The organism is Thiohalorhabdus sp. Cl-TMA, assembly GCF_041821045.1.
In the GTDB taxonomy this organism is placed as follows: Bacteria; Pseudomonadota; Gammaproteobacteria; order Thiohalorhabdales; family Thiohalorhabdaceae; genus Thiohalorhabdus; species Thiohalorhabdus methylotropha.
On sequence record NZ_JBGUAW010000006.1, the window covers coordinates 162,088 to 179,269 of the forward strand.

Annotated in this window: 16 protein-coding genes; 6 read left to right on the plus strand and 10 right to left on the minus strand. The window is 68.3% G+C overall.

Annotated elements, in window-relative coordinates:
• The first annotated feature begins 59 nt into the window (after nucleotides 1–59).
• Genes ACERLL_RS10045 through ACERLL_RS10060 form a run of 4 tightly spaced genes read left to right on the plus strand, consistent with a single transcriptional unit; the run spans nucleotide 60 to nucleotide 5,827 of the window.
• Nucleotides 60–1,376 carry a TolC family protein gene (locus tag ACERLL_RS10045; RefSeq protein WP_373655952.1) on the plus strand — a complete coding sequence of 439 codons (1,317 nt, stop codon included), beginning with the start codon at nucleotides 60–62 and terminating at the stop codon, nucleotides 1,374–1,376.
• The gene (locus tag ACERLL_RS10050; protein ID WP_373655953.1) at nucleotides 1,352–2,449 is read left to right on the plus strand and encodes an efflux RND transporter periplasmic adaptor subunit; all 1,098 of its coding nucleotides are present in this window, start codon (nucleotides 1,352–1,354) and stop codon (nucleotides 2,447–2,449) included. Before ACERLL_RS10045 ends, ACERLL_RS10050 begins: the two co-directional genes overlap by 25 nt.
• On the plus strand, nucleotides 2,449–5,532 hold the full coding sequence (locus ACERLL_RS10055) for an efflux RND transporter permease subunit (RefSeq protein ID WP_373655954.1): 3,084 nt from the start codon (nucleotides 2,449–2,451) through the stop codon (nucleotides 5,530–5,532). The genes ACERLL_RS10050 and ACERLL_RS10055 overlap by 1 nt, the downstream gene beginning before the upstream one ends.
• Nucleotides 5,525–5,827, plus strand: coding sequence for a DUF3240 family protein (locus ACERLL_RS10060; protein WP_373655955.1), 303 nt, complete (start codon nucleotides 5,525–5,527; stop codon nucleotides 5,825–5,827). The genes ACERLL_RS10055 and ACERLL_RS10060 overlap by 8 nt, the downstream gene beginning before the upstream one ends.
• Nucleotides 5,828–6,048: 221 nt before the next feature.
• On the opposite strand, the gene ACERLL_RS10065 is transcribed toward ACERLL_RS10060, so the two are convergent.
• The 5 genes from ACERLL_RS10065 to ACERLL_RS10085 all read right to left on the minus strand — a co-directional run bounded on the left by ACERLL_RS10065 (nucleotide 6,049) and on the right by ACERLL_RS10085 (nucleotide 10,752).
• Complete coding sequence (locus tag ACERLL_RS10065) at nucleotides 6,049–6,990, minus strand: tetratricopeptide repeat protein (protein WP_373655956.1); 942 nt, start codon at nucleotides 6,988–6,990, stop codon at nucleotides 6,049–6,051.
• Between the two features lie 89 nt (nucleotides 6,991–7,079).
• The gene (locus ACERLL_RS10070; protein ID WP_373655957.1) at nucleotides 7,080–8,021 is read right to left on the minus strand and encodes a 1-phosphofructokinase family hexose kinase; all 942 of its coding nucleotides are present in this window, start codon (nucleotides 8,019–8,021) and stop codon (nucleotides 7,080–7,082) included.
• A gap of 107 nt (nucleotides 8,022–8,128) precedes the next feature.
• Nucleotides 8,129–8,770 (minus strand): hypothetical protein, encoded by a 642-nt coding sequence (locus ACERLL_RS10075; protein WP_373655958.1) that lies wholly within the window; start codon nucleotides 8,768–8,770, stop codon nucleotides 8,129–8,131.
• A gap of 79 nt (nucleotides 8,771–8,849) precedes the next feature.
• The gene (locus ACERLL_RS10080; RefSeq protein WP_373655959.1) at nucleotides 8,850–9,956 is read right to left on the minus strand and encodes a polysaccharide deacetylase family protein; all 1,107 of its coding nucleotides are present in this window, start codon (nucleotides 9,954–9,956) and stop codon (nucleotides 8,850–8,852) included.
• Nucleotides 9,928–10,752: a glucosaminidase domain-containing protein gene (locus ACERLL_RS10085; RefSeq protein WP_373655960.1), complete on the minus strand. Its 825-nt coding sequence runs from the start codon at nucleotides 10,750–10,752 to the stop codon at nucleotides 9,928–9,930. Before ACERLL_RS10085 ends, ACERLL_RS10080 begins: the two co-directional genes overlap by 29 nt.
• Nucleotides 10,753–11,115: 363 nt before the next feature.
• Between ACERLL_RS10085 and ACERLL_RS10090 the strand changes: the two genes are divergently transcribed.
• Nucleotides 11,116–11,448 (plus strand): nucleotidyltransferase domain-containing protein, encoded by a 333-nt coding sequence (locus tag ACERLL_RS10090; protein ID WP_373655961.1) that lies wholly within the window; start codon nucleotides 11,116–11,118, stop codon nucleotides 11,446–11,448.
• Nucleotides 11,445–11,828, plus strand: coding sequence for a hypothetical protein (locus tag ACERLL_RS10095; RefSeq protein WP_373655962.1), 384 nt, complete (start codon nucleotides 11,445–11,447; stop codon nucleotides 11,826–11,828). Before ACERLL_RS10090 ends, ACERLL_RS10095 begins: the two co-directional genes overlap by 4 nt.
• Before the next feature lie 8 nt (nucleotides 11,829–11,836).
• Here ACERLL_RS10095 and ACERLL_RS10100 read toward each other — a convergent pair whose 3' ends face one another.
• From ACERLL_RS10100 to ACERLL_RS10120, 5 genes are read right to left on the minus strand one after another with little or no spacing between them, the layout of a single operon-like run.
• Nucleotides 11,837–12,571 carry a (5-formylfuran-3-yl)methyl phosphate synthase gene (locus tag ACERLL_RS10100; protein ID WP_373655963.1) on the minus strand — a complete coding sequence of 245 codons (735 nt, stop codon included), beginning with the start codon at nucleotides 12,569–12,571 and terminating at the stop codon, nucleotides 11,837–11,839.
• Nucleotides 12,568–13,146 carry a DUF447 domain-containing protein gene (locus ACERLL_RS10105; protein WP_373655964.1) on the minus strand — a complete coding sequence of 193 codons (579 nt, stop codon included), beginning with the start codon at nucleotides 13,144–13,146 and terminating at the stop codon, nucleotides 12,568–12,570. Before ACERLL_RS10105 ends, ACERLL_RS10100 begins: the two co-directional genes overlap by 4 nt.
• A gap of 26 nt (nucleotides 13,147–13,172) precedes the next feature.
• Nucleotides 13,173–14,531: a DUF6513 domain-containing protein gene (locus tag ACERLL_RS10110; RefSeq protein ID WP_373655965.1), complete on the minus strand. Its 1,359-nt coding sequence runs from the start codon at nucleotides 14,529–14,531 to the stop codon at nucleotides 13,173–13,175.
• Complete coding sequence (locus tag ACERLL_RS10115; protein WP_373655966.1) at nucleotides 14,524–15,087, minus strand: flavoprotein; 564 nt, start codon at nucleotides 15,085–15,087, stop codon at nucleotides 14,524–14,526. The genes ACERLL_RS10110 and ACERLL_RS10115 overlap by 8 nt, the downstream gene beginning before the upstream one ends.
• Before the next feature lie 38 nt (nucleotides 15,088–15,125).
• A complete protein-coding gene (locus ACERLL_RS10120; protein ID WP_373655967.1) occupies nucleotides 15,126–17,174 on the minus strand; it encodes a sigma-54-dependent Fis family transcriptional regulator in 2,049 nt (682 codons plus the stop codon).
• Nucleotides 17,175–17,182: the final 8 nt, after the last annotated feature.

Consider the following 17,182-nt stretch of genomic DNA (forward strand, 5'->3'; position numbering starts at 1 on the left):
GGAAGGATTCAGCCGCACCCCCTAGACTGCTTCGCAGCAACCGACTGACGGAGCAGCACATGCCCAAACCGCATTGGTCACCCCCCTCGGTCCGACGGAACGGAACCGCCTTCATTACCCTTCTCCTGCTCGGCGTGGGGTCCGCTTGGGGCACTGCCCCCTCCGGTGACGGATCCACACCCGGTCAGGGCCCCTACGTGCCCCTGCCCACCGACCCCGGCCTGGGCCTGGGCGAGGTGGTACAGCGCGCTACGGAGCGCTTTCCGGAGGGCAACCAGCCGCAGGCCCGGCAGAGCCAGGCCCAGGCCCTGAAGAGCCGTTCCTCGGCCTTCCTGCCCGCCAACCCGGCCATTGGCGTGACCCACTACAACGACACGCTCCTGACGGGCAACGGCAACCGGGAATGGGAGGCCGGAATGGAGATCCCCATCTGGCGTCCTGGCCAACGGGAGGCGCGGGGGGAATACGCCCGGCGGACCAGCGCACTGGCCAACGCCACGCAGGGCTCCATCCGTCTGCGGGCCGCCGGGGCCGTGCGCAGCCGACTTTGGGCCCTGGGACTGCAGCGCAACCGCGTGGCACTGGCCCGGCGCGAGCTGAAGACGGCCAAGGCCCTCGCGGAGAAGGTCCGCCGCCGAATGGAGCTCGGCGACCTGGCCCGTACCGACCTGCTGCTGGCCCGCGAGCGGGTCCTGGAAAAAGAGACCGTGCTGGAAGAGCAGCAGGGCCGGCTGCGGGTGCTACGGGCGGATTATCGCCGCGTCTCGGGGCTCGACCGGGTGCCCGAGACCTGGCGGGAATCCCCCGTCGACGAGCCCCCCTTCCCCGCCGAGCATCCCACCCTCGCCCGGGCCGAGCAGGAGGTGGCCCGCCTGCGTGCCAAGGTGCGGTGGGCCGGCAAGGAAGCCACCGCCAACCCCTCGCTGACCCTGGGGGCGCGCCGGGAACGGGCCGCCGACGGCACCGCCATCAACGGCGTGGTGGCCGCGGTGCACATCCCCATCGGCTTGTCCACCCAGCGCGAGGCCAAGCAGGCCCCGGTGCGCATGGAGCTGGCCCGGGCCCAGAGCCGGCTGGACCGCCTGCGCCGCGAGGTGACCGGCACCCGGGAGGAGGCCCGCCAGGGAATCGTCACCGCCCGGCGCACCTTGCGCCAGGCCCGCAAGCGGGAGCGGCTGGCCCGCCACAACCTGAAGCTGGCCCGCAAGGCCTTCGACGCCGGCGAGTACGACCTCATCGACCTCATCAAGGTCCAGGACAAGTTCGCCGCCGCCCGCCGTGACCGTGCCCGGCGCGAGCTGGAGCTGCACCGCGCCATCGCCCGTTTCAACCAAGCAGCCGGAGTAATCCCGTGGCCCCGTTCCGCCCAATCCTGATCGCCCTGATCGCAGCCTGGTCGGTCTCCGCCCAGGCCTCCCACGAGATCGCCTTCACCGAGGCACAGATGCAGCGCCTCGGCATCGCCACCGGCAAGGTGGTGGCGGGCAGCCAGGTGCAGACCGATTCCCTGCCCGCCCGCGTGGTCATCCCCCCCGGCCAGGAACGGGTGGTGAGCGCCCCGCAGGGCGGCCTGGTATCCGGCCTGCACGCCGCCAAGGAGGAGGCGGTGGCCGCCGGCGATCTGCTGGCGGAGATCCACAGCCCCGAGCTGGTGCGCATGCAGCGCGACTTCCTCCAGGCTTATTCCGCCCGCGAGCTGGCATGGGCGGCGCGGGACCGCGACAAGCAGCTCTTCGAGGAGGGGATCATCCCCGAGCGCCGCTACCAGGAGGCCAGCAGCCGCTTCCAGCAGGCCCAGGCCAACCTGGAGGCCCAGCGCCAGGCCCTGCAGATCGCGGGCATGGCCCAGGCGGATATCGCACGCCTGGAGCAGACCCAGCAGCTCTCCGGCCACCTGCAGGTGCGCGCCCCCATGGACGGCGTGGTGGTGGACAAGCCCGCCAGCGTGGGCCAGCGCCTCAAGCAGGCCGAGCCCCTCTACCGCGTGGCGCGCCTCGACCCTTTGTGGCTGGAGATCCGCATGCCCGTGGACCGGCTCCAGGGCGTGAAAAAAGGCGCGCCGGTGAGCGTGCCCTGCGCGAGCGGCAAGGCGCACGTGGCCCTGGTGGGGCGCACCGCCGCCGCGGAGAACCAGACGGTGACGGTGCGCGCCCGCATCTCCGGCGGCGAGGACTGCCTGCGGCCCGGGCAGTTCGTGGAGACCCGCCTGGAGGTGGGGGCCGGCACGGCCCGCTTCCGCGTGCCCACGGTCGCGGTGGTGCGCAACCAGGGTAAGCAGTGGGTGTTCGTGCGCGCCGCGCAGGGCTTCCTGCCCGTGGCGGTGACTGTGCACGGCCAGCGCGGCGCCGACGCGGTGGTGGGCGGGCCGCTCCGGGCGGGTCAGGAGATCGCGGTGAGCGGCCTGGCGGCCATCAAGGGCGCCTGGTCCGGCTACGGCGGGGGTGAATAATGCTCGGCCGCCTGATCCAGTTCGCCCTCACCCAGCGCATCTTCCTCCTGCTGGCGGTGGTGGTCCTCGCCGGGGCCGGCGTTTCCGCCTTCCGGGCGCTGCCCATCGACGCCTTCCCCGACGTCTCCACCACCCAGGTGAAGGTGATCATCAAGGCCCCGGGCATGACCCCGGAGGAGGTGGACCAGCGCATCACCGCGCCGGTGAGCGTGGAGATGCGCGGCATCCCCCACCAGGACACGCTGCGCTCGGTGGCCAAGTACGGGGTCACCGTCATCACCGTGGACTTCACCGGGGGCACCGACCTCTACTGGGCCCGCCAGCAGGTCTCCGAGCGGCTTTCCGGGGTCTGGGACCGGCTGCCGCCCGACGCCAGCGGCGGCATGGCCCCCGCCACCACGCCGCTCGGCGAGATGTTCATGTTCACCGTGCACGGCGGCGACCTGTCGCTCACCGAACGGCGCACCCTGCTGGACTGGACCATCCGCCCGGCCCTGCGCGCAGTGGACGGCGTGGCCGACGTCAATGCCCTGGGCGGCAAGGCGGCCACCTACCAGGTGACCCCCGACAACGCCCGCATGAATGCCCGCGGCATCTCCCTGGCCCAGCTACGCACCGCCCTGCGGGCCAACAACCGCAACGACGGCGCCGGGCGCCTAGTGGCCGGCGAGGAGACCCTGCTGGTGCGCACCCAGGGCCAGGTGGCCGACCTGCCCGACCTCGCCAACATCGTGGTGACCCGGAAAGACGGCGTAACCGTGCGGGTCAAGGACGTGGCCGATGTGCGCATCGGCAACCTCACCCGCTACGGCGCGGTCACCGCCGACGGCACCGGCGAGGCCGTGGAGGGTCTGGTGCTGGGCCTGCGCGGCGCCAACGCCCGCAAGGTGGTGGCGGGGGTGAAGGAGAAGCTGGCCGAGATCCAGCCCCAGCTCCCCGAAGGCGTCCAGGTGGATGTATTCTATGACCGCAGCCACCTGGTGGACCGGGCGGTGGAGACGGTCTCCGACGCCCTGAAGGAGGCGGTGATCCTGGTGCTGGTGCTGCTCGTGCTCATGCTCGGCAACCTCCGGGCAGCCCTGACCGTGGCCCTCATCCTGCCCCTGGCGGCCCTGTCCACTTTCCTCCTCATGGGCTGGTTCGGCCTCTCCGCCAACCTCATGAGCCTGGGCGGGCTGGCCATCGCCATCGGCATGCTGGTGGACGCCGCCGTGGTGGTGGTGGAGAACGTGGTGGCCCATCTGGAGCGCGCCGGCTCCGGGCGCCGCCGACTGCCGCGCCTGCACCTGGTGTACCGGGCGGTGAAGGAGGTGGCCGTACCGGTGACCTCCGGCATCCTCATAATCGTCATCGTCTTTCTGCCCCTGCTCACCCTGCAGGGCCTGGAGGGCAAGCTGTTCATCCCGGTGGCGGCAACCATCGTCTTCGCCCTGCTCAGCTCTCTGCTGCTGTCGCTGACGGTGATCCCGGTGCTGGCCAGCTACCTGATCGGCAAGGTGAGCCACCAAGACCCATGGCTGGTGCGCCAGCTCAACCGCGGCTATGCCCCGGCCCTGCGCTGGAGCCTGCGCCGGGGCGGCTGGGTGGCCGGCGGCGCGGTGGTGCTGCTGGTGGCCACCCTGGGGGCCTTCACCCAGGTGGGCAAGACCTTCATGCCCACCATGGACGAGGGCACGGTGGTGGTACAGCTGGCCAAGCTGCCCTCCATCTCCCTGGAGGACTCCCTGGCCATTGACCAGCGGGTGGAGCAGGCCCTCATCCGGGAGGTCCCCGAGGTCACCGGCGCGGTGGCCCGCACCGGCTCCGACGAGCTGCGCATGGACCCCATGGGGCTCAACGAGACGGACATGTTCCTGCAGACCAAGCCGCGCTCGGAATGGACCGTGGAGACCAAGGGCGCGCTCATCGACCACCTCCGCCAGGTCCTGAGCGGCTTCCCCGGGGTGGCCTTCTCCTTCAGCCAGCCCATCGAGATGCGGGTCTCCGAGATGCTCACCGGGGTGCGCGGCGACGTGGCGGTGAAGCTGTTCGGCCCGGATCTGGAGGTGCTGAATAAGAAATCGGCGGCCATCGCCGACGTGCTCAAGGGCATCCGCGGCAGCCAGGACGTCTACTACACCGACAACAGTGGCCTGCAGTACATGGAAGTGGACGTGGACCGCATGGCCGCCGGGCGCTTCGGCCTGTCGGTGGCGGCGCTCTCCGACCTGCTCAAGGCGCAGCTGGAGGGCGCCGAGGTGGGCACGGTCTACCAGGGCCGGCGCCGCATCCCCCTGGTGATCCGGGGCGGCCCGGAGACCCGCAAGTCTCCGGCCGACTTCGCCAACCTGCGCATCGCCCTGCCGGACGGCGAGCTGGTGCCCCTGTCCGCCGTGGCCGAGGTGCGCAATTCCGAGGGGCCGGTGAAGGTGAACCGGGAATCCGGCTCGCGCCTGTCGGTGGTTCGCTCCAACGTCTCTGGCCGCGACCTGGTGGGCTTCGTGGAGGAGGCGCGCCGGGCGGTGGCCGAGCAGGTGGACCTGCCCCGCGGCTACCGGCTGGCCTGGGGCGGCGAGTTCGAGAACCAGCAGCGCGCCGCCCAGCGCCTCTCCATCGTGGTGCCGGTGGCCATCGGCCTGATCTTCGTGCTGCTGTTCACCACCTTCCGCTCGGTGCGCCAGGCCGTGCTGGTGCTGCTCAACGTGCCTTTCGCCCTCATCGGCGGCGTGTTCGCCCTGTGGGGCACCGGGGCCTACCTGTCGGTGCCGGCCTCGGTGGGCTTCATCGCCCTGCTCGGCATCGCCGTGCTCAACGGGGTGGTGATGGTGACCTACTTCAACCAGCTCCACGCCCTGGGCCTGCCCATGGCGCGGGTAGTGGAGGAAGGCGCCAGGCGCCGGCTGCGCCCGGTGATGATGACCGCGAGCATCGCCGCCCTGGGCCTGGTGCCCCTGCTGTTCGCCTCCGGGCCCGGCTCCTCGGTGCAGAAGCCCCTGGCCATCGTGGTGATCGGCGGCCTGGTCACCTCCACCCTGCTCACCCTGTTCCTGCTGCCGGTGCTCTACCGGCGCTTCGGCCAGCCCAAGGAGGCGCGCCATGGATAGCTGCATCCTCGCCCTGTTGGCCCCGCCCGAGCTGCGGGACAACCTGACGGACTGGCTCCTTGCCTTCCACGAGGCGCTCACCTTCACCAGCCAGCAGATCGATCACTACGGAGCGCATCCCGGGACCATGTCCGCCGGCGAGCAGGTCACCGGCAGCCAGCGCAAGCTGCTGGTCCGGGTACGCACTCCCCGGGAAGCCGCGGAGGAGATCCTCGCCGGCCTGCGGGTGGACTTTCCGCAGGCCGGCCTGGAGTACTGGATCACCCCCCTCGAAGGAATGGGCAGGATCGGGTAGGCGAAATCCCACCGTTCTCAGCGCGCGGTTTACCCTCCGTCCATGACCAGACTCCGAAACGGTCATGAAGCGGGACTACCCGAAGGCCGGTTGAGAACGCCGTTGGCGGTATCCTCAGGGTCGCCCACATGGCCGGTGGGATGGATTCTGTCCAGGTGCTCTCGGAAGGCCTCCGCGCCCTCCTCGGCCTGGCGCCCTAGACTCCACCCGCTGCCTTCGGGCTACCGTGTCCAGATTCCTTCCGCGTGCCAGCCACGCACCCACTCCCGGGCACGGTCCCGCTCTCCCTCCGACAGCGATTCGCCCACCGCCTCGGCGCCCTTGTTCGCGGAAACCTGCAAGGCGCTCTGCTCCCCGGCGGCCAGCCGGTACCAGCGGTAGGCGATCCGTGCATCTTTCGGAACGCCTTTGCCCCGGGTATACAGCTTTGCTAGGGAGAACTGGGCCGGCACGCTGCCGCGCTCCGCGGCGACACGATACCATTCGGCCGCCTTGGCGGGATCCTTCGGCGTACCCCGGCCATCCTCGTATAGGCCGCCGAGGACCAGCGCGGCCTCGGTGTGCCCCTGGCGTGCGGCCTTGCGGTAAAGCGTCAGCGCCTTCTGGGGATCCGCCTCCACACCTTGCCCGCCGGCATAAAAGCCGCCCAGGCTGAACTGGGCATCGGCGTAGCCGTGCTCCGCCCCCTGGCGATAAAACGCGAACATCCGGGATTGGTCCCCTGGCACCCCGGTCCGGTAGCGGATACCCAGCACCGTGTAGGCGTTGGGATGGCCATTGCGCGCTGCCACCCGGTACCAATGCCTCGCCCTTTCGGGCTCGGCTTCCACGCCGTCCCCCTCGGCGTAGGCCTGGGCTAGCCGGAAGGCAGCGGCCGGATTGCCCTGCTCAGCCGCCTTCCGGAACCATTCTCGCGCCCGCTCTATACGCCCTTGCCGGGCGTATAGAGCCCCGAGCCCGAACTGGGCCCGGTCCGCCCCCGCTTCCGCGGCCTCCAGCCAGATCCTGCGGGCCTCCGGATAGTCACCGGAACGGTAGGCCTCCAGCCCCTGATCCACTGCGGCATCGGGATTCGCGCTCCGGACCGGGAGAGAAAGCCCGGATAGCGAGACCACGGCCAGCAGGAGCAACAGTCGGGGTCGTTTTCCTCGTGCCTCCTCCATCGTCCTCCCCCTCGCTTCGCGAGCCCGATCCCTGACCCGCCACGGACTGCTCCGGCGGGCCTTTCCGGCTTTTCTTTACAGCTCCCCGGTCAGGCCACCTCGGTCTGCTGGAGGAATTCCTCCAGGTCCACCCATCCGCCGATACCGGTGCCGATGCTGGCCACCGCCGCGGCCCCCACGGCCACCCCGAAGTGGACGGCCTCCGCCAGGGAAGCCCCCTGGGAAAGCTTGTGGACCAGGCCGGCGATCAGGTTGTCTCCTGCGCCCACCCGGGTTATCACGCCGACCGGCGGGCTGCGGTAGCGGATGGTCTGGTCGGCGGTCAGCAGCATGGCCCCCTTGGCACCCCGCGACAGCACCACCGCCCGGGCCTGCTGGTCGGCGATGAGCTCCCGGGCCGCGGCCTCTTCCTCTTCCTCGCTGGACAAGGTTCGGTCGGTCAGCCGCTCCAGCTCCCCCCGGTTGGGCTTGAGGAGGAAGACGCCGCTATCCGGAACCGCGACGTGAGAAAGGGGGCGCTCATGGGTATCCACGATCACCCGGGCGCCCAGCTGGTTTCCCACCCGCACCACCTCGGCGAAGAAATCCTCCGGCGCCCCCGGCGGCAGGCTGCCGCTGGCCACGAGGAAGTCCACGGGCGGATCCAGGCTGCGAAGGCGATCGAGGAGAGCCCCGCATTCCTCCTGGGAAAGGACGGGCCCGGGCATGGCGAAACGGTACTCGTGCCCGCTCTTCTCCTCGAGCACGATCATGTTCTCCCGGGTCTCACCGGCGATGGGGATCGCCTCGTACGCCACGCCCTCGGTGTCCAGGCAGTGTCGCAGGTCCTCCCCGGTACCGCCCCCGGCGGGGAACAAGGCGCATGCCCGTCCGCCCAGCCAATTTATGGTCCGGGCCACATTGAGCCCCCCGCCTCCCGGCTGCCGAACCGGCTCGCTACAGCGGAGCTTCCTGTCGCTGACCACCTGGCTGACCCGGGTCCGGATATCCATAACGGGATTCGGAGTAAGGGTTACGATCCGACCGCTCATGCCGCGCTCTCCAAAGAGAATTCCTCAGGGATTTCGGAATTAGACCGGCAACGCCGCTGCGCTTTCCCGGGAGACGGAAAGGTTCTTCCCGAAACGGGCGCGGCCATTCAGATGGTGCGGTTGAGGAAACGTCCCAGGATTTCCAGGGGGCCGGTAGGCGATTCCCAGCGCTGATAGGCGGCTTCCCCCCGGAGGTTCCGCGGGGAGGGGGGTGATTCGCGATGAACGCGGTCTCCGGGCTCGGCGGCAGCCAGATAGGCCTTCGCGGCGGCCCGGCGATCAGCCCGCCCGGGGGAATAGGAGGCCGGCGCCTGACCGGCTGCCTGCTGCGTGCCCGATTCTTCCGGATGGCTGCGTCGCGACGAATCCGCCGGAGCCTTTGCCTCCACCGCTAGGTGGAAACGCCCATCCGCGCCCCGCACGTACTCGTAGGTACGCCCACCAGGAGCGGGCTCCGGCGGGGCTTCCGGATGGGGATGCTGAACGGGGTCCTCCCCGGCCTCCAGCTTGTGCCGTTCCCGCTGCGCCTCTATTCGGCGCCGCTCCCGGGCGAGATACTGCTCTGCAAGGGTATTGGAGAAGCCCCTTCCCGAAGGCTTGGCGGGCCCTTCGGCGGGCTGCACCTTGTCGGCGGGCTCCGGCCCGGGCTCTTCACGACCCTCAGGGCCCGCCCCGCCCGAGCGCGCGGCGGACAACGACACCACGGGGGCGAGTCGGGACGTCCAGCGGGAAGAGGAACCGGCATCCATGAAGGTATCCATTTCCGAACCAGGGGTGAATTCCCTGTGTAACGGAAACGGATGCCGGTCCCCTAGTTGGGAAGACCACCTACTCCCGGTACCAGCTCCCGTCGGGATTGGGCTTCATCCAGAGGAAGCTGAACCAGTAGAAGACTCCGCCGGATTCCGTGGAGGGGGCGGTACAGTTGTACTTGGTGCGCCCCGGGGACAGAGGCTTGCGGGGACGCACGGCCACCTCGCCCGCCGCCCGGTCAATCCAGTCCACGTCCATGCGGCCCTGGCCGGAGGCGTAGCAGGCAAGGGCACCCAGGCGGTAGGGCCCGTCCCCCAGCCGCATACGCAGCTCCGGCCGCTGCGTCCCTGCGGAGAGCATTCCGTCCTCCGGAGCGAGCACCGTGGCCCCGAGGGGGCGGCTGCGCAGCTTGGTGGCGAGGCTGTCCAGGTCGTCATAGCCGGTGGCCACCGGGAATCTCGGTGCCGCCCGCAGGTTGGAGACCTTCCCCACGGCCCCCGACTGCTGGCCCACGCCATAGAAGCCGAGCTCCGCGACCACCGCCTCCACGTCGGGGGCGAATTCACCGAAGGGATAGGCGAACACCGGGACCGGATCGCCCACTTCGGCCTCCAGCCGTTTCTGCGCTCCGTTGATCTCTTCGCGGATTCGCTGCCGCCAGGCCTGCTCTCCCTCTCCGGGCTTGCGCCGCACCAGGTGGGGATGGGACCGGCTATGGTTACCCAGGTGGGCGCCACCCGCGGCAACTTCCCGGAGCTGGTCCCAGCTCATGTAGTTGCCGAACCCCTTGTCGATGTACCCCGTGCTGACGAACACGGTGAAGGGCCAATCCCGCCGCTCGAGGCGCGGGAAAACCTCGGTGTAGACGGATTTATAGGCATCGTCGAAGGTCAGCGCCACCGTGTTGTCCGGGAGGGGCTTGTCCTGGTCCAGATGGCGCAGGATGCGGATAAGCGGCCAGACGGTGAAGTCCTGCTCCTCGAGAAAGGCCAAGTGGCGGTCGAAGGCCTTTGGAGTAACGCTCGTGCTCGGCGGTGTCTCCGTGGAGACATTGTGGTACTCCAGGATCACCGCGTGGTTGTCCGCAGCCGCAGGAGCGGCGGCCCCGGTCCCCAGGAGGAGCCCTCCGAGGAAGACGATCCGGTGCAGGAGATTATCCTTCGCTCTGCTCTGCATCTGCATTGGCCATGGGCCCCAGGTCGTTGTGGCGTATGATCGCGCGCACGGACTTCACGTATTCCTGGCCGTGGGCGGAATACCCGTCCAGGCCCGCGGCAAGGGCGAACCCCGTAACCGGGCCGCCGGACCGGCGCTGTCTCGCCCGGATCGCCCGGAGGTCCTCATAGCGCGGATGGCTATTCAGATTGTGTATATAGCTCGCCACGGATGCCCGGACCGTGTCGAACCGCTCCACCTCGTGGGTCTTGCCCGCGTCCCGGCGGGCCGGAACCAGGCCGCAGCCCGGGTTGAAGCACCACTCCCCGAAGAGGTTATTCCCCTGCCGCGCGAAGCGCGAGGTTCCCCACGCGGACTCCTTCGCCGCCTGAGCCAGGATCAGGGAAACCGGAATAGTATCCACGCGCTTCAGCAGGTCCTGGATGGTCGTCCGCTGCGACTTTTCCCGGCCGGCAACCCGGTAGCGCTCGGCCATGCGGCGAATCCATCCCGATTCTCCATCCGGGAGGCTTCCCACCTGCTCCAGCCGGGCCGCGGCCTGTTTCAGGCGCGTCCGCTGCTTTTCCACCTCCCGGTTGGCCGCCCGGGCGACCGGCCGGAGAAACCCGAAGAATTCGGCCTTCCGCTTTGATACGTCATTGAACCGGGTGAAATCGGGGAGATCTGGTTCCACGGCGGGCTCCGGCTCCTCCGCCCGTTGCGGGGCCACCCCGGACATCTCCACGAAGAGAATAACCAGGAGGGTGACCAGGACAAGGGCGAGCAATTGCGCCCAGGAATTATGGAAATGGGTTAATCGCACGGCTGCTCCTGTGCCGGAAAATGGCTCCCGGTAAATGAGGGGCCGCACAGGATACCGGAACAGCCCGCTCCTTCCGAATGGGCAGGGGATGCGGCCCGGAGCGGCGGAATATGGCCAAATCCGGCGGCCTTCCTTATACTAGAGCGGGCTTTAGGGCCTATGCCTAGTTGGATAATCCATCGGGTCGATTTCTGGGCCGTTTGGGACCGCTTACCCTGAATCGAGGATCGCCCCGGCCCCATTTCGCGGCTCTCTTCCTTTCCCCCCGCGGGGTCGGGACGACCATTTCACTGCCATGGTCCTTCCCGGCGGTTGCAGGGCACCTACGACCCGGACGGCCCACGGGAACCGAAGGTTTTTTCCATGGGAGACGCCCCCATCGCCACCGCACCCGGAGCGGTCATCCCTCAGCGAGTGCGCAGCGTGGCACGGCACGCCGCGCAAGCCCTGCGCAAGGAGCTCGGGATGGAGGCCCGTATCCTCTGGTTTTCCGCCTGGCCGCGCGGAGAAGCCCGAACAGGCGCTCCCATCGAGCTGGCGATTGAGAGCCCGAGCCTCCTGGACACCCGCGCCCTATCCCGGGCCCGCGAGCGCGTGGAAGCCCTGGATACGCTCTATTCCTTCAATGTGGTGGATCTGGATCAGACGGAAGCGGCGCGCCGCGAGCGGATGCAACGGGAAGGGATGGAGCTTTGAACCCGGCCCTGGCCGACCTCGAGTGCGCGCTGGACCGCCTGGAGGAGGCCCTCCTGTCCCCGGAGGTGGCCAAGGAGGAGGCGCACCTCCTGCCCCACTTCCGAGAGTGCTTCGATCTGGCCTGTGAGGCCATTCGCGGGGAGCTCCGCGAGGAGGAAGCCGGGAGCCAGCCGCCCCTCCATTACCTGCGTCTGGCCTTCCAGGCAGGATGGCTTCACGAAGAGGAGATGTGGGTGGCCATGTACCAGGACTGGAGGCGCTCAACGGCTTCCGGAATCGAGGACTTCGACGGCTTCTTCCGGCGCCTCCCGCACTACCTGCGCGCCTTCGAACGGCTCGGCGCCTCCCTGGCCCGTTTCCCGGCCTGCTCCGGACTCTGAAACCGGGCTCACCGCGCCGCGGCGCCCTCCGCATCCGCGCACGCCTTTCCCAGCAGACCCTCACTTGCCGGAATACGCGAACGGACGTCGGCCAGGGCCTCGGGATCGAGAATCCCCTCCCGTCCCTCCTGGCCGCACAGGGCACCCCGGAAACCGAGGAAATCCGGCTCCAGGACCAGCAGATCACGGATGTCCGCGACGCGCAGCGAGCCAGCCAGACCGGTGAGAAGCTCCTGCTTCCGCGCCTCGGCGACCATCTCCGCGAGCTCCGGCTGCGTCATGTGCGCAGGCAGCGATCCGGCTCCCTTACCCGCTGTGTCCAGCATGACCCCCCGGAATCCGGCCGCGCCGAGCGCGGGGATGATCCCCAGATCCGGGCTCCGGTCGGCAAAAAGCACCGCCACCAGCGCCACGCCATCCTCCGCCGCCGGCACCAGGGCATCTATGACGGAGCGCGTCAGGTCGGCGGGCCCGTCCAGCCCCACCTTGACCAGGTCGACGCCCGCTTCGGCGATCTCCCGTACCGCCGGCATCAATTGATCGGGCTCCATGGGCGGATCACCCACGGTGGCGCTTGCCGGTCTCCGCCCGGCCACGGCTTCCACCCCCCGGGCGATCACCTCCCCGGGCAGCCCGCCCAGGGCCCCCCGGACAGGATCCTTGAAATCGATCAGGTCCGCGCCCCCGGCCGCAGCTTGACGGGCTTCCTCCGGATTCTTGACGCTCGCCAGCAGCCCGGTCACGAATGCTCCCCTTGTTCCAGATTCTCCGCCTTGAATGCGGCCACCTTTTCCTCCAGCCACCCCCAGGCCTCCCATTCCCGCTCACCGGCGGTCTTTTCCAGGGCCACCTTGAGGAACTGCATCTCGCTATCCACCCGCTCCATGGGCAGCATGTGCAGGCGGCTTATCAGGATGGCGGCCTCCACCACGGACCACTGGGCCCGGTTGAAGCCCATGAAAGGCTGGTGGTTGGCCACATGCACGGGACGGCAGAACAGCCCGGGGCGCTGCTCGTCGGGATAATACCGCTCCACCGCGAGCTCCATGTGGCTCAGGGTGCTCTCCAGCCTTTGAACCGGAACCCGGTCCGCGCGCGTAAGGGGCCAATCGCGCCGTCCGGTGAGACAGCCCGCGATCACCCGCACGTCATCGGTGAAGTTGATGACGAGGAAGCCCTCACGCAGCAGGTTGTCCAGGGTGGCCGAAGGCTGGAACGGCAGCACCAGGAAGCCCCCCTCCCGCTCATGCACGCCCATGGGGGCGATATGGGTACCACCGTCGGCTAACCGGGTGGTGAGGATGGATTCTCGGATCAAGGGGGCACCCTTCCCTTATGCGCTGCCTAGGTTTCGTCACTCTCGTCCTCCGGCGGGGGAATGAGCCCTCCCCAGCCCAGAGGCTCGTCCTGGTGATACGCCTTGCCCAGCTGCCAGGCGATCTGGGCGCGAGCCAGCTCGGCGCCGAGATAGAAGGCGTGACTGGCGTCGTCCTCCACCCCGAGCTTCGGGTAGAGGGTGAAGGGATCGGTGGCGGTGTGGAGCCCGTCCCGATTGAAGATGTGGATACCTTCCTCGCTGGTCTGGATCCGGTAGCTTGGATCCCGAACCTGCTCGGCCAGAGCGCCGATCTCTTCCCGGGAGTACGGGAAGGGTCTACGGTCCCGCAGCACCAGCAGGGAAGCATTGAGGCCTTTGGGCAGGGTGTTGGCCTGGGCCGCCGTAGCCATCAGCCGGCCGCCCAGATTCGCTTCCTTGACCGCCTGCCGGCAGTGGGGGCTGACCTGGGTAGTAAGGAGGTGCACCGGGGCCAGCTCCTGGGCGATCGCGGTCAGCAGCGCGTTCAGGCCCACGGTATCGGCGTCCATGAGCTCGGTCGCGTTGCCGATCCCCATGAACAGATCCACCGCAGGAAACCGTCGCCGCATCTCGTTGAAACGCGCCAGGGATTCCATGATCCCGAAAGGGAAGGGATCCAGGATGGGATCCGCCAGAAAAGGCAGTCCCCGCTCTTCCATGGCGACGATGGCACGCCCAAGGGAGTCCAGGTCCCCGTGCTCCCTCGGGATGAGGATGGGGGTGCAGTGGGGGAAATCGTCCACCAGCCAGAGGGTATCCTCGGTCAGGCTGACCAGGAATTCGGCCCCGGCCCGCGCCCCCCGGACCAGCTCCTCTTCCTCCAGGCTGTCCACGCTGACCCGGTATCCCTCCCGGAGCAGCCGATCCACGGCCTCCTCAAGGTGCGGGAATTCTGATTCGGGAAGGCACCCCAGGTCAATCACATCGGCCCCGGACTCCCGGAAACCGGCTGCCTGGGCCAGGATCGCGTCCACGGACATGTCGGGCGCTTCGGTGATCTCGGCGAACAGGAGCCCGGGGCGCTCCGAGAGCGTCAGCTCCACCTCCTCGCCGCCCAGATACCACGGAAGGTCCTTCACCTCCTTGGGTCCCCGCTCCACCGGCACCCCGAGCTCCCCGGACAGGGCTTCCAGATCGCCCCGGCACCACCCCGGCACTACGATCCGGTCGGCCCCGCCGGTATCCTTGACCCGGCGCCGGATCTGGTCCGAGGTCATCAGGGCCGCCACCTGGAGACCGATCTGCCGGATCTCGTAGGAGAAGGATATCTCGCCCATTTCCTCCAGGACCCGGGCCAGATGGGTTTCGGCCAGGCGCCCGGTGAGGAAGAGGATGTGCTCAGGCATGGGCGTCCTCGGTCCGGGCCCGCGCCCGCACGGCGGACTGCAGGGAGGCCAGATCGGTAACCACCTCCGTGGCCTCGAAGGCCCGCAGCTTCTCGGTATTCTCCAGGTCCACCTGCCGCGGGTAGACGCTGACCGTACCCCCGGGCGCCTCGGTCCAGTGATGGGGCGCCGAATCGCAGGCGAACACCACGCTGGGGATCCGGCACTTGCCCGCCTGGGCGAAGATATTGGTCACCAGAGTGTCGGAGATGCCGAACACGCACTTGGCCACCGTGTTGGAGGTGGCGGGAGCGATGACGACGGTGTGGTAATGCCCGTAGTAGAAGAGGCCCACGGGGGGCGAGCTGGCCGCATTGTCCCGGAACACCCGGTGCCGGGCACGGATCTCCTTGAGATCGTATCCGTACTGCTGAAGGACCTCCTCACCGGCGCCGCTGAGGAAGATGTCCACCTGGCCTTCCAGGCTGTCGATCAGTTCCAGGGTTTCCGCGAAGAAGTGGCCGGAGCCGGTGAGGGCCCAGGCCATCCTGGCCGGCGATTCCGTTTCCTGGGCCATCGCCTCACCTCCCGGTTGGCTGTCTGCAAAGGGCGGGCTTACTTGGGACGCTTGATCCCGTACTGCTTCATCTTCCGGTAGAGCGTGTTCCTGCTCAGATTTAGCTGCTCGGCCGTTGCGCTCACGTTCCAATGGTTCTCGTCCAGCATCCGCTGCAGGGTTTCGCGTTCGGCCATCTCCAGGGCGCCGCGGGGTCCGGCGTCGGGGACCTCCGCGCCCTGCTGAACCGCCTTCGGGCGGCTCAGCATCTCCGGAGGCAGATCCGCGGTGGTCAATCGGTCGGACTCCCGCAAGGCCAGCATGGTTCGGAAGGTGTTCCGCGCCTGCCGTATGTTGCCCGGCCAGGGCTCGTTTTTCAGGACCTCCAGGAGCTCCGCATCGAGCGTTACCGGCACGTCCTCGGTATTCTCCTCCTCCACCAGATGCTGGAAGAGCGCGTCCTTGTCCTCGCGCTCCCGTAAAGGGGGAACCAGCACCTGAACCCCCTTCAGGCGATAGTACAGATCCTCCCGGAAGCCCCCCTGGGCCACCAGCTCCTCGAGGTCCTGGTGCGTGGCGCTGACGATCTGGATATCCACCGTGACCGGCGAATCGCCCCCCAGAGGCACCACCTCCCGCTCCTCCAGGACCCGCAAGAGGCGGACCTGGAGATTCAGGGGCATGTCCCCGATCTCGTCCAGAAACAGGGTACCGCCGTTGGCCTGAAGGATTCGACCCTGCTGTCCGTGGCGGCTGGCGCCGGTAAAGGCGCCGGGCTTATACCCGAACAGCTCGCTCTCGATAAGCTCTTCCGGGATGGCCGCACAGCTCACCGCGACGAAGGGCTCCTCGGCCCGATGGCTGAGCTTGTGGAAGGTCTCCGCCAGAACGCCCTTGCCGGTTCCGGTTTCACCGTTCAGCAATACGGGGATGTCCCGGTCGGCCACCTTGCGCAGAAGGGCCAGGTTGCGGGCCATGCGCGTATCGCCGAAATCCAGGCCGGTACCTTCCCCGCCCGGCTCCGACGGGCCCGAGTCCTTCGACTGAATATCCCGGGGCCGCCGGCCCGGATCACCGCCTCCTCCGATGCGGACGCTCCCCTCCGGGGGCTGAACGACGGCGAAAAAACGCTTGCCGTGCTGCCGCTCGTGAACGGGCTGGGTGCGCAGCATACCTTGCAGGGCTCGGTCCACCAGCTCCTCGGAGGAAAGGTGGAGCACTTCCTCGATGTTGCGCCCGACGAGATCCGCGCGCGACTCGTAGCCCAGCTGGAAATGGGCGCTGCCGTTGACCGCGAGGCACTTGCCGTCCTCGTCGAAGGTCAGGATCCCCTCTCCCAGGGTGCTCACGAATTCCGGCCGGCTGTGAAAACGGATCAGGTAATGGTCCCGGAAGCTGTTGAGGAAAACCCGGTTCTCGATCATCTGGCTGGCCATGTGCACCAGCACCTGGGAGTGCTGCTGGGCCATGGTGGAGCAACCGGAAATATCCAGCACCGCCATGAGCTGCCCCTGGGAGTCGAAGATGGGGGCCGCCGAGCAGGTCAGCTCAATATTCCGGGTGAGGAAATGCTCCGAGCGATGGATGACGATGGGCTTTTGCTCGAACAGGCAGGTGCCGATGCCGTTGGTCCCCTCGAAGCGCTCGCTCCATACCGCTCCGGGGCGCAGCCCGCGGCTGCAGACGGTACGGGACAGCTCGGGGTCGCTAACCTGGTGCAGCACCACGCCTTCGGCGTCGGACAGGATTATAGCATAGCCCGAGGCGGCCACCTGCTGGTAGAGATTGTTCATCTCCACCTTGCTGATCTCCAGGAGGGTCTGAAGACGCTCCTGCCGGGCACGCAGCTCCGGGTCGGCCAGGTAAACGGTTTCGTGTCGGCTGCCGGGATCCAGGCCGAGCTCGTCCAGACAGCGCGTCCAGGAGCGCAGCACCTCCTTGGTCAGCGAAGGAGGACGGCTCCAGGGCTGGTGGACCGCTGTCCAGACCCATTCGTTATGACTCGGTTCCTGAACTTCGGCAGTAATGGCTGAACCCCTTGAATGATTGATCTGGACCCGCCGGTTTCCGGGAACCGTAACGCGCTCATGCCGGGTATCCGCGTGCATGCAGAACC

Excerpts from the sequence above, each read along its gene's own strand:
- ACERLL_RS10045 (WP_373655952.1), top strand. The coding sequence starts at position 60 with ATGCCCAAACCGCATTGGTCACCCCCCTCGGTCCGACGGAACGGAACC.
- ACERLL_RS10055 (WP_373655954.1), top strand. The coding sequence starts at position 2,449 with ATGCTCGGCCGCCTGATCCAGTTCGCCCTCACCCAGCGCATCTTCCTC.
- ACERLL_RS10060 (WP_373655955.1), top strand. The coding sequence starts at position 5,525 with ATGGATAGCTGCATCCTCGCCCTGTTGGCCCCGCCCGAGCTGCGGGAC.
- ACERLL_RS10065 (WP_373655956.1), bottom strand. The coding sequence starts at position 6,990 with ATGGAGGAGGCACGAGGAAAACGACCCCGACTGTTGCTCCTGCTGGCC.
- ACERLL_RS10070 (WP_373655957.1), bottom strand. The coding sequence starts at position 8,021 with ATGAGCGGTCGGATCGTAACCCTTACTCCGAATCCCGTTATGGATATC.
- ACERLL_RS10075 (WP_373655958.1), bottom strand. The coding sequence starts at position 8,770 with ATGGATGCCGGTTCCTCTTCCCGCTGGACGTCCCGACTCGCCCCCGTG.
- ACERLL_RS10080 (WP_373655959.1), bottom strand. The coding sequence starts at position 9,956 with ATGCAGATGCAGAGCAGAGCGAAGGATAATCTCCTGCACCGGATCGTC.
- ACERLL_RS10090 (WP_373655961.1), top strand. The coding sequence starts at position 11,116 with ATGGGAGACGCCCCCATCGCCACCGCACCCGGAGCGGTCATCCCTCAG.
- ACERLL_RS10110 (WP_373655965.1), bottom strand. The coding sequence starts at position 14,531 with ATGCCTGAGCACATCCTCTTCCTCACCGGGCGCCTGGCCGAAACCCAT.
- ACERLL_RS10115 (WP_373655966.1), bottom strand. The coding sequence starts at position 15,087 with ATGGCCCAGGAAACGGAATCGCCGGCCAGGATGGCCTGGGCCCTCACC.
- ACERLL_RS10120 (WP_373655967.1), bottom strand. The coding sequence starts at position 17,174 with ATGCACGCGGATACCCGGCATGAGCGCGTTACGGTTCCCGGAAACCGG.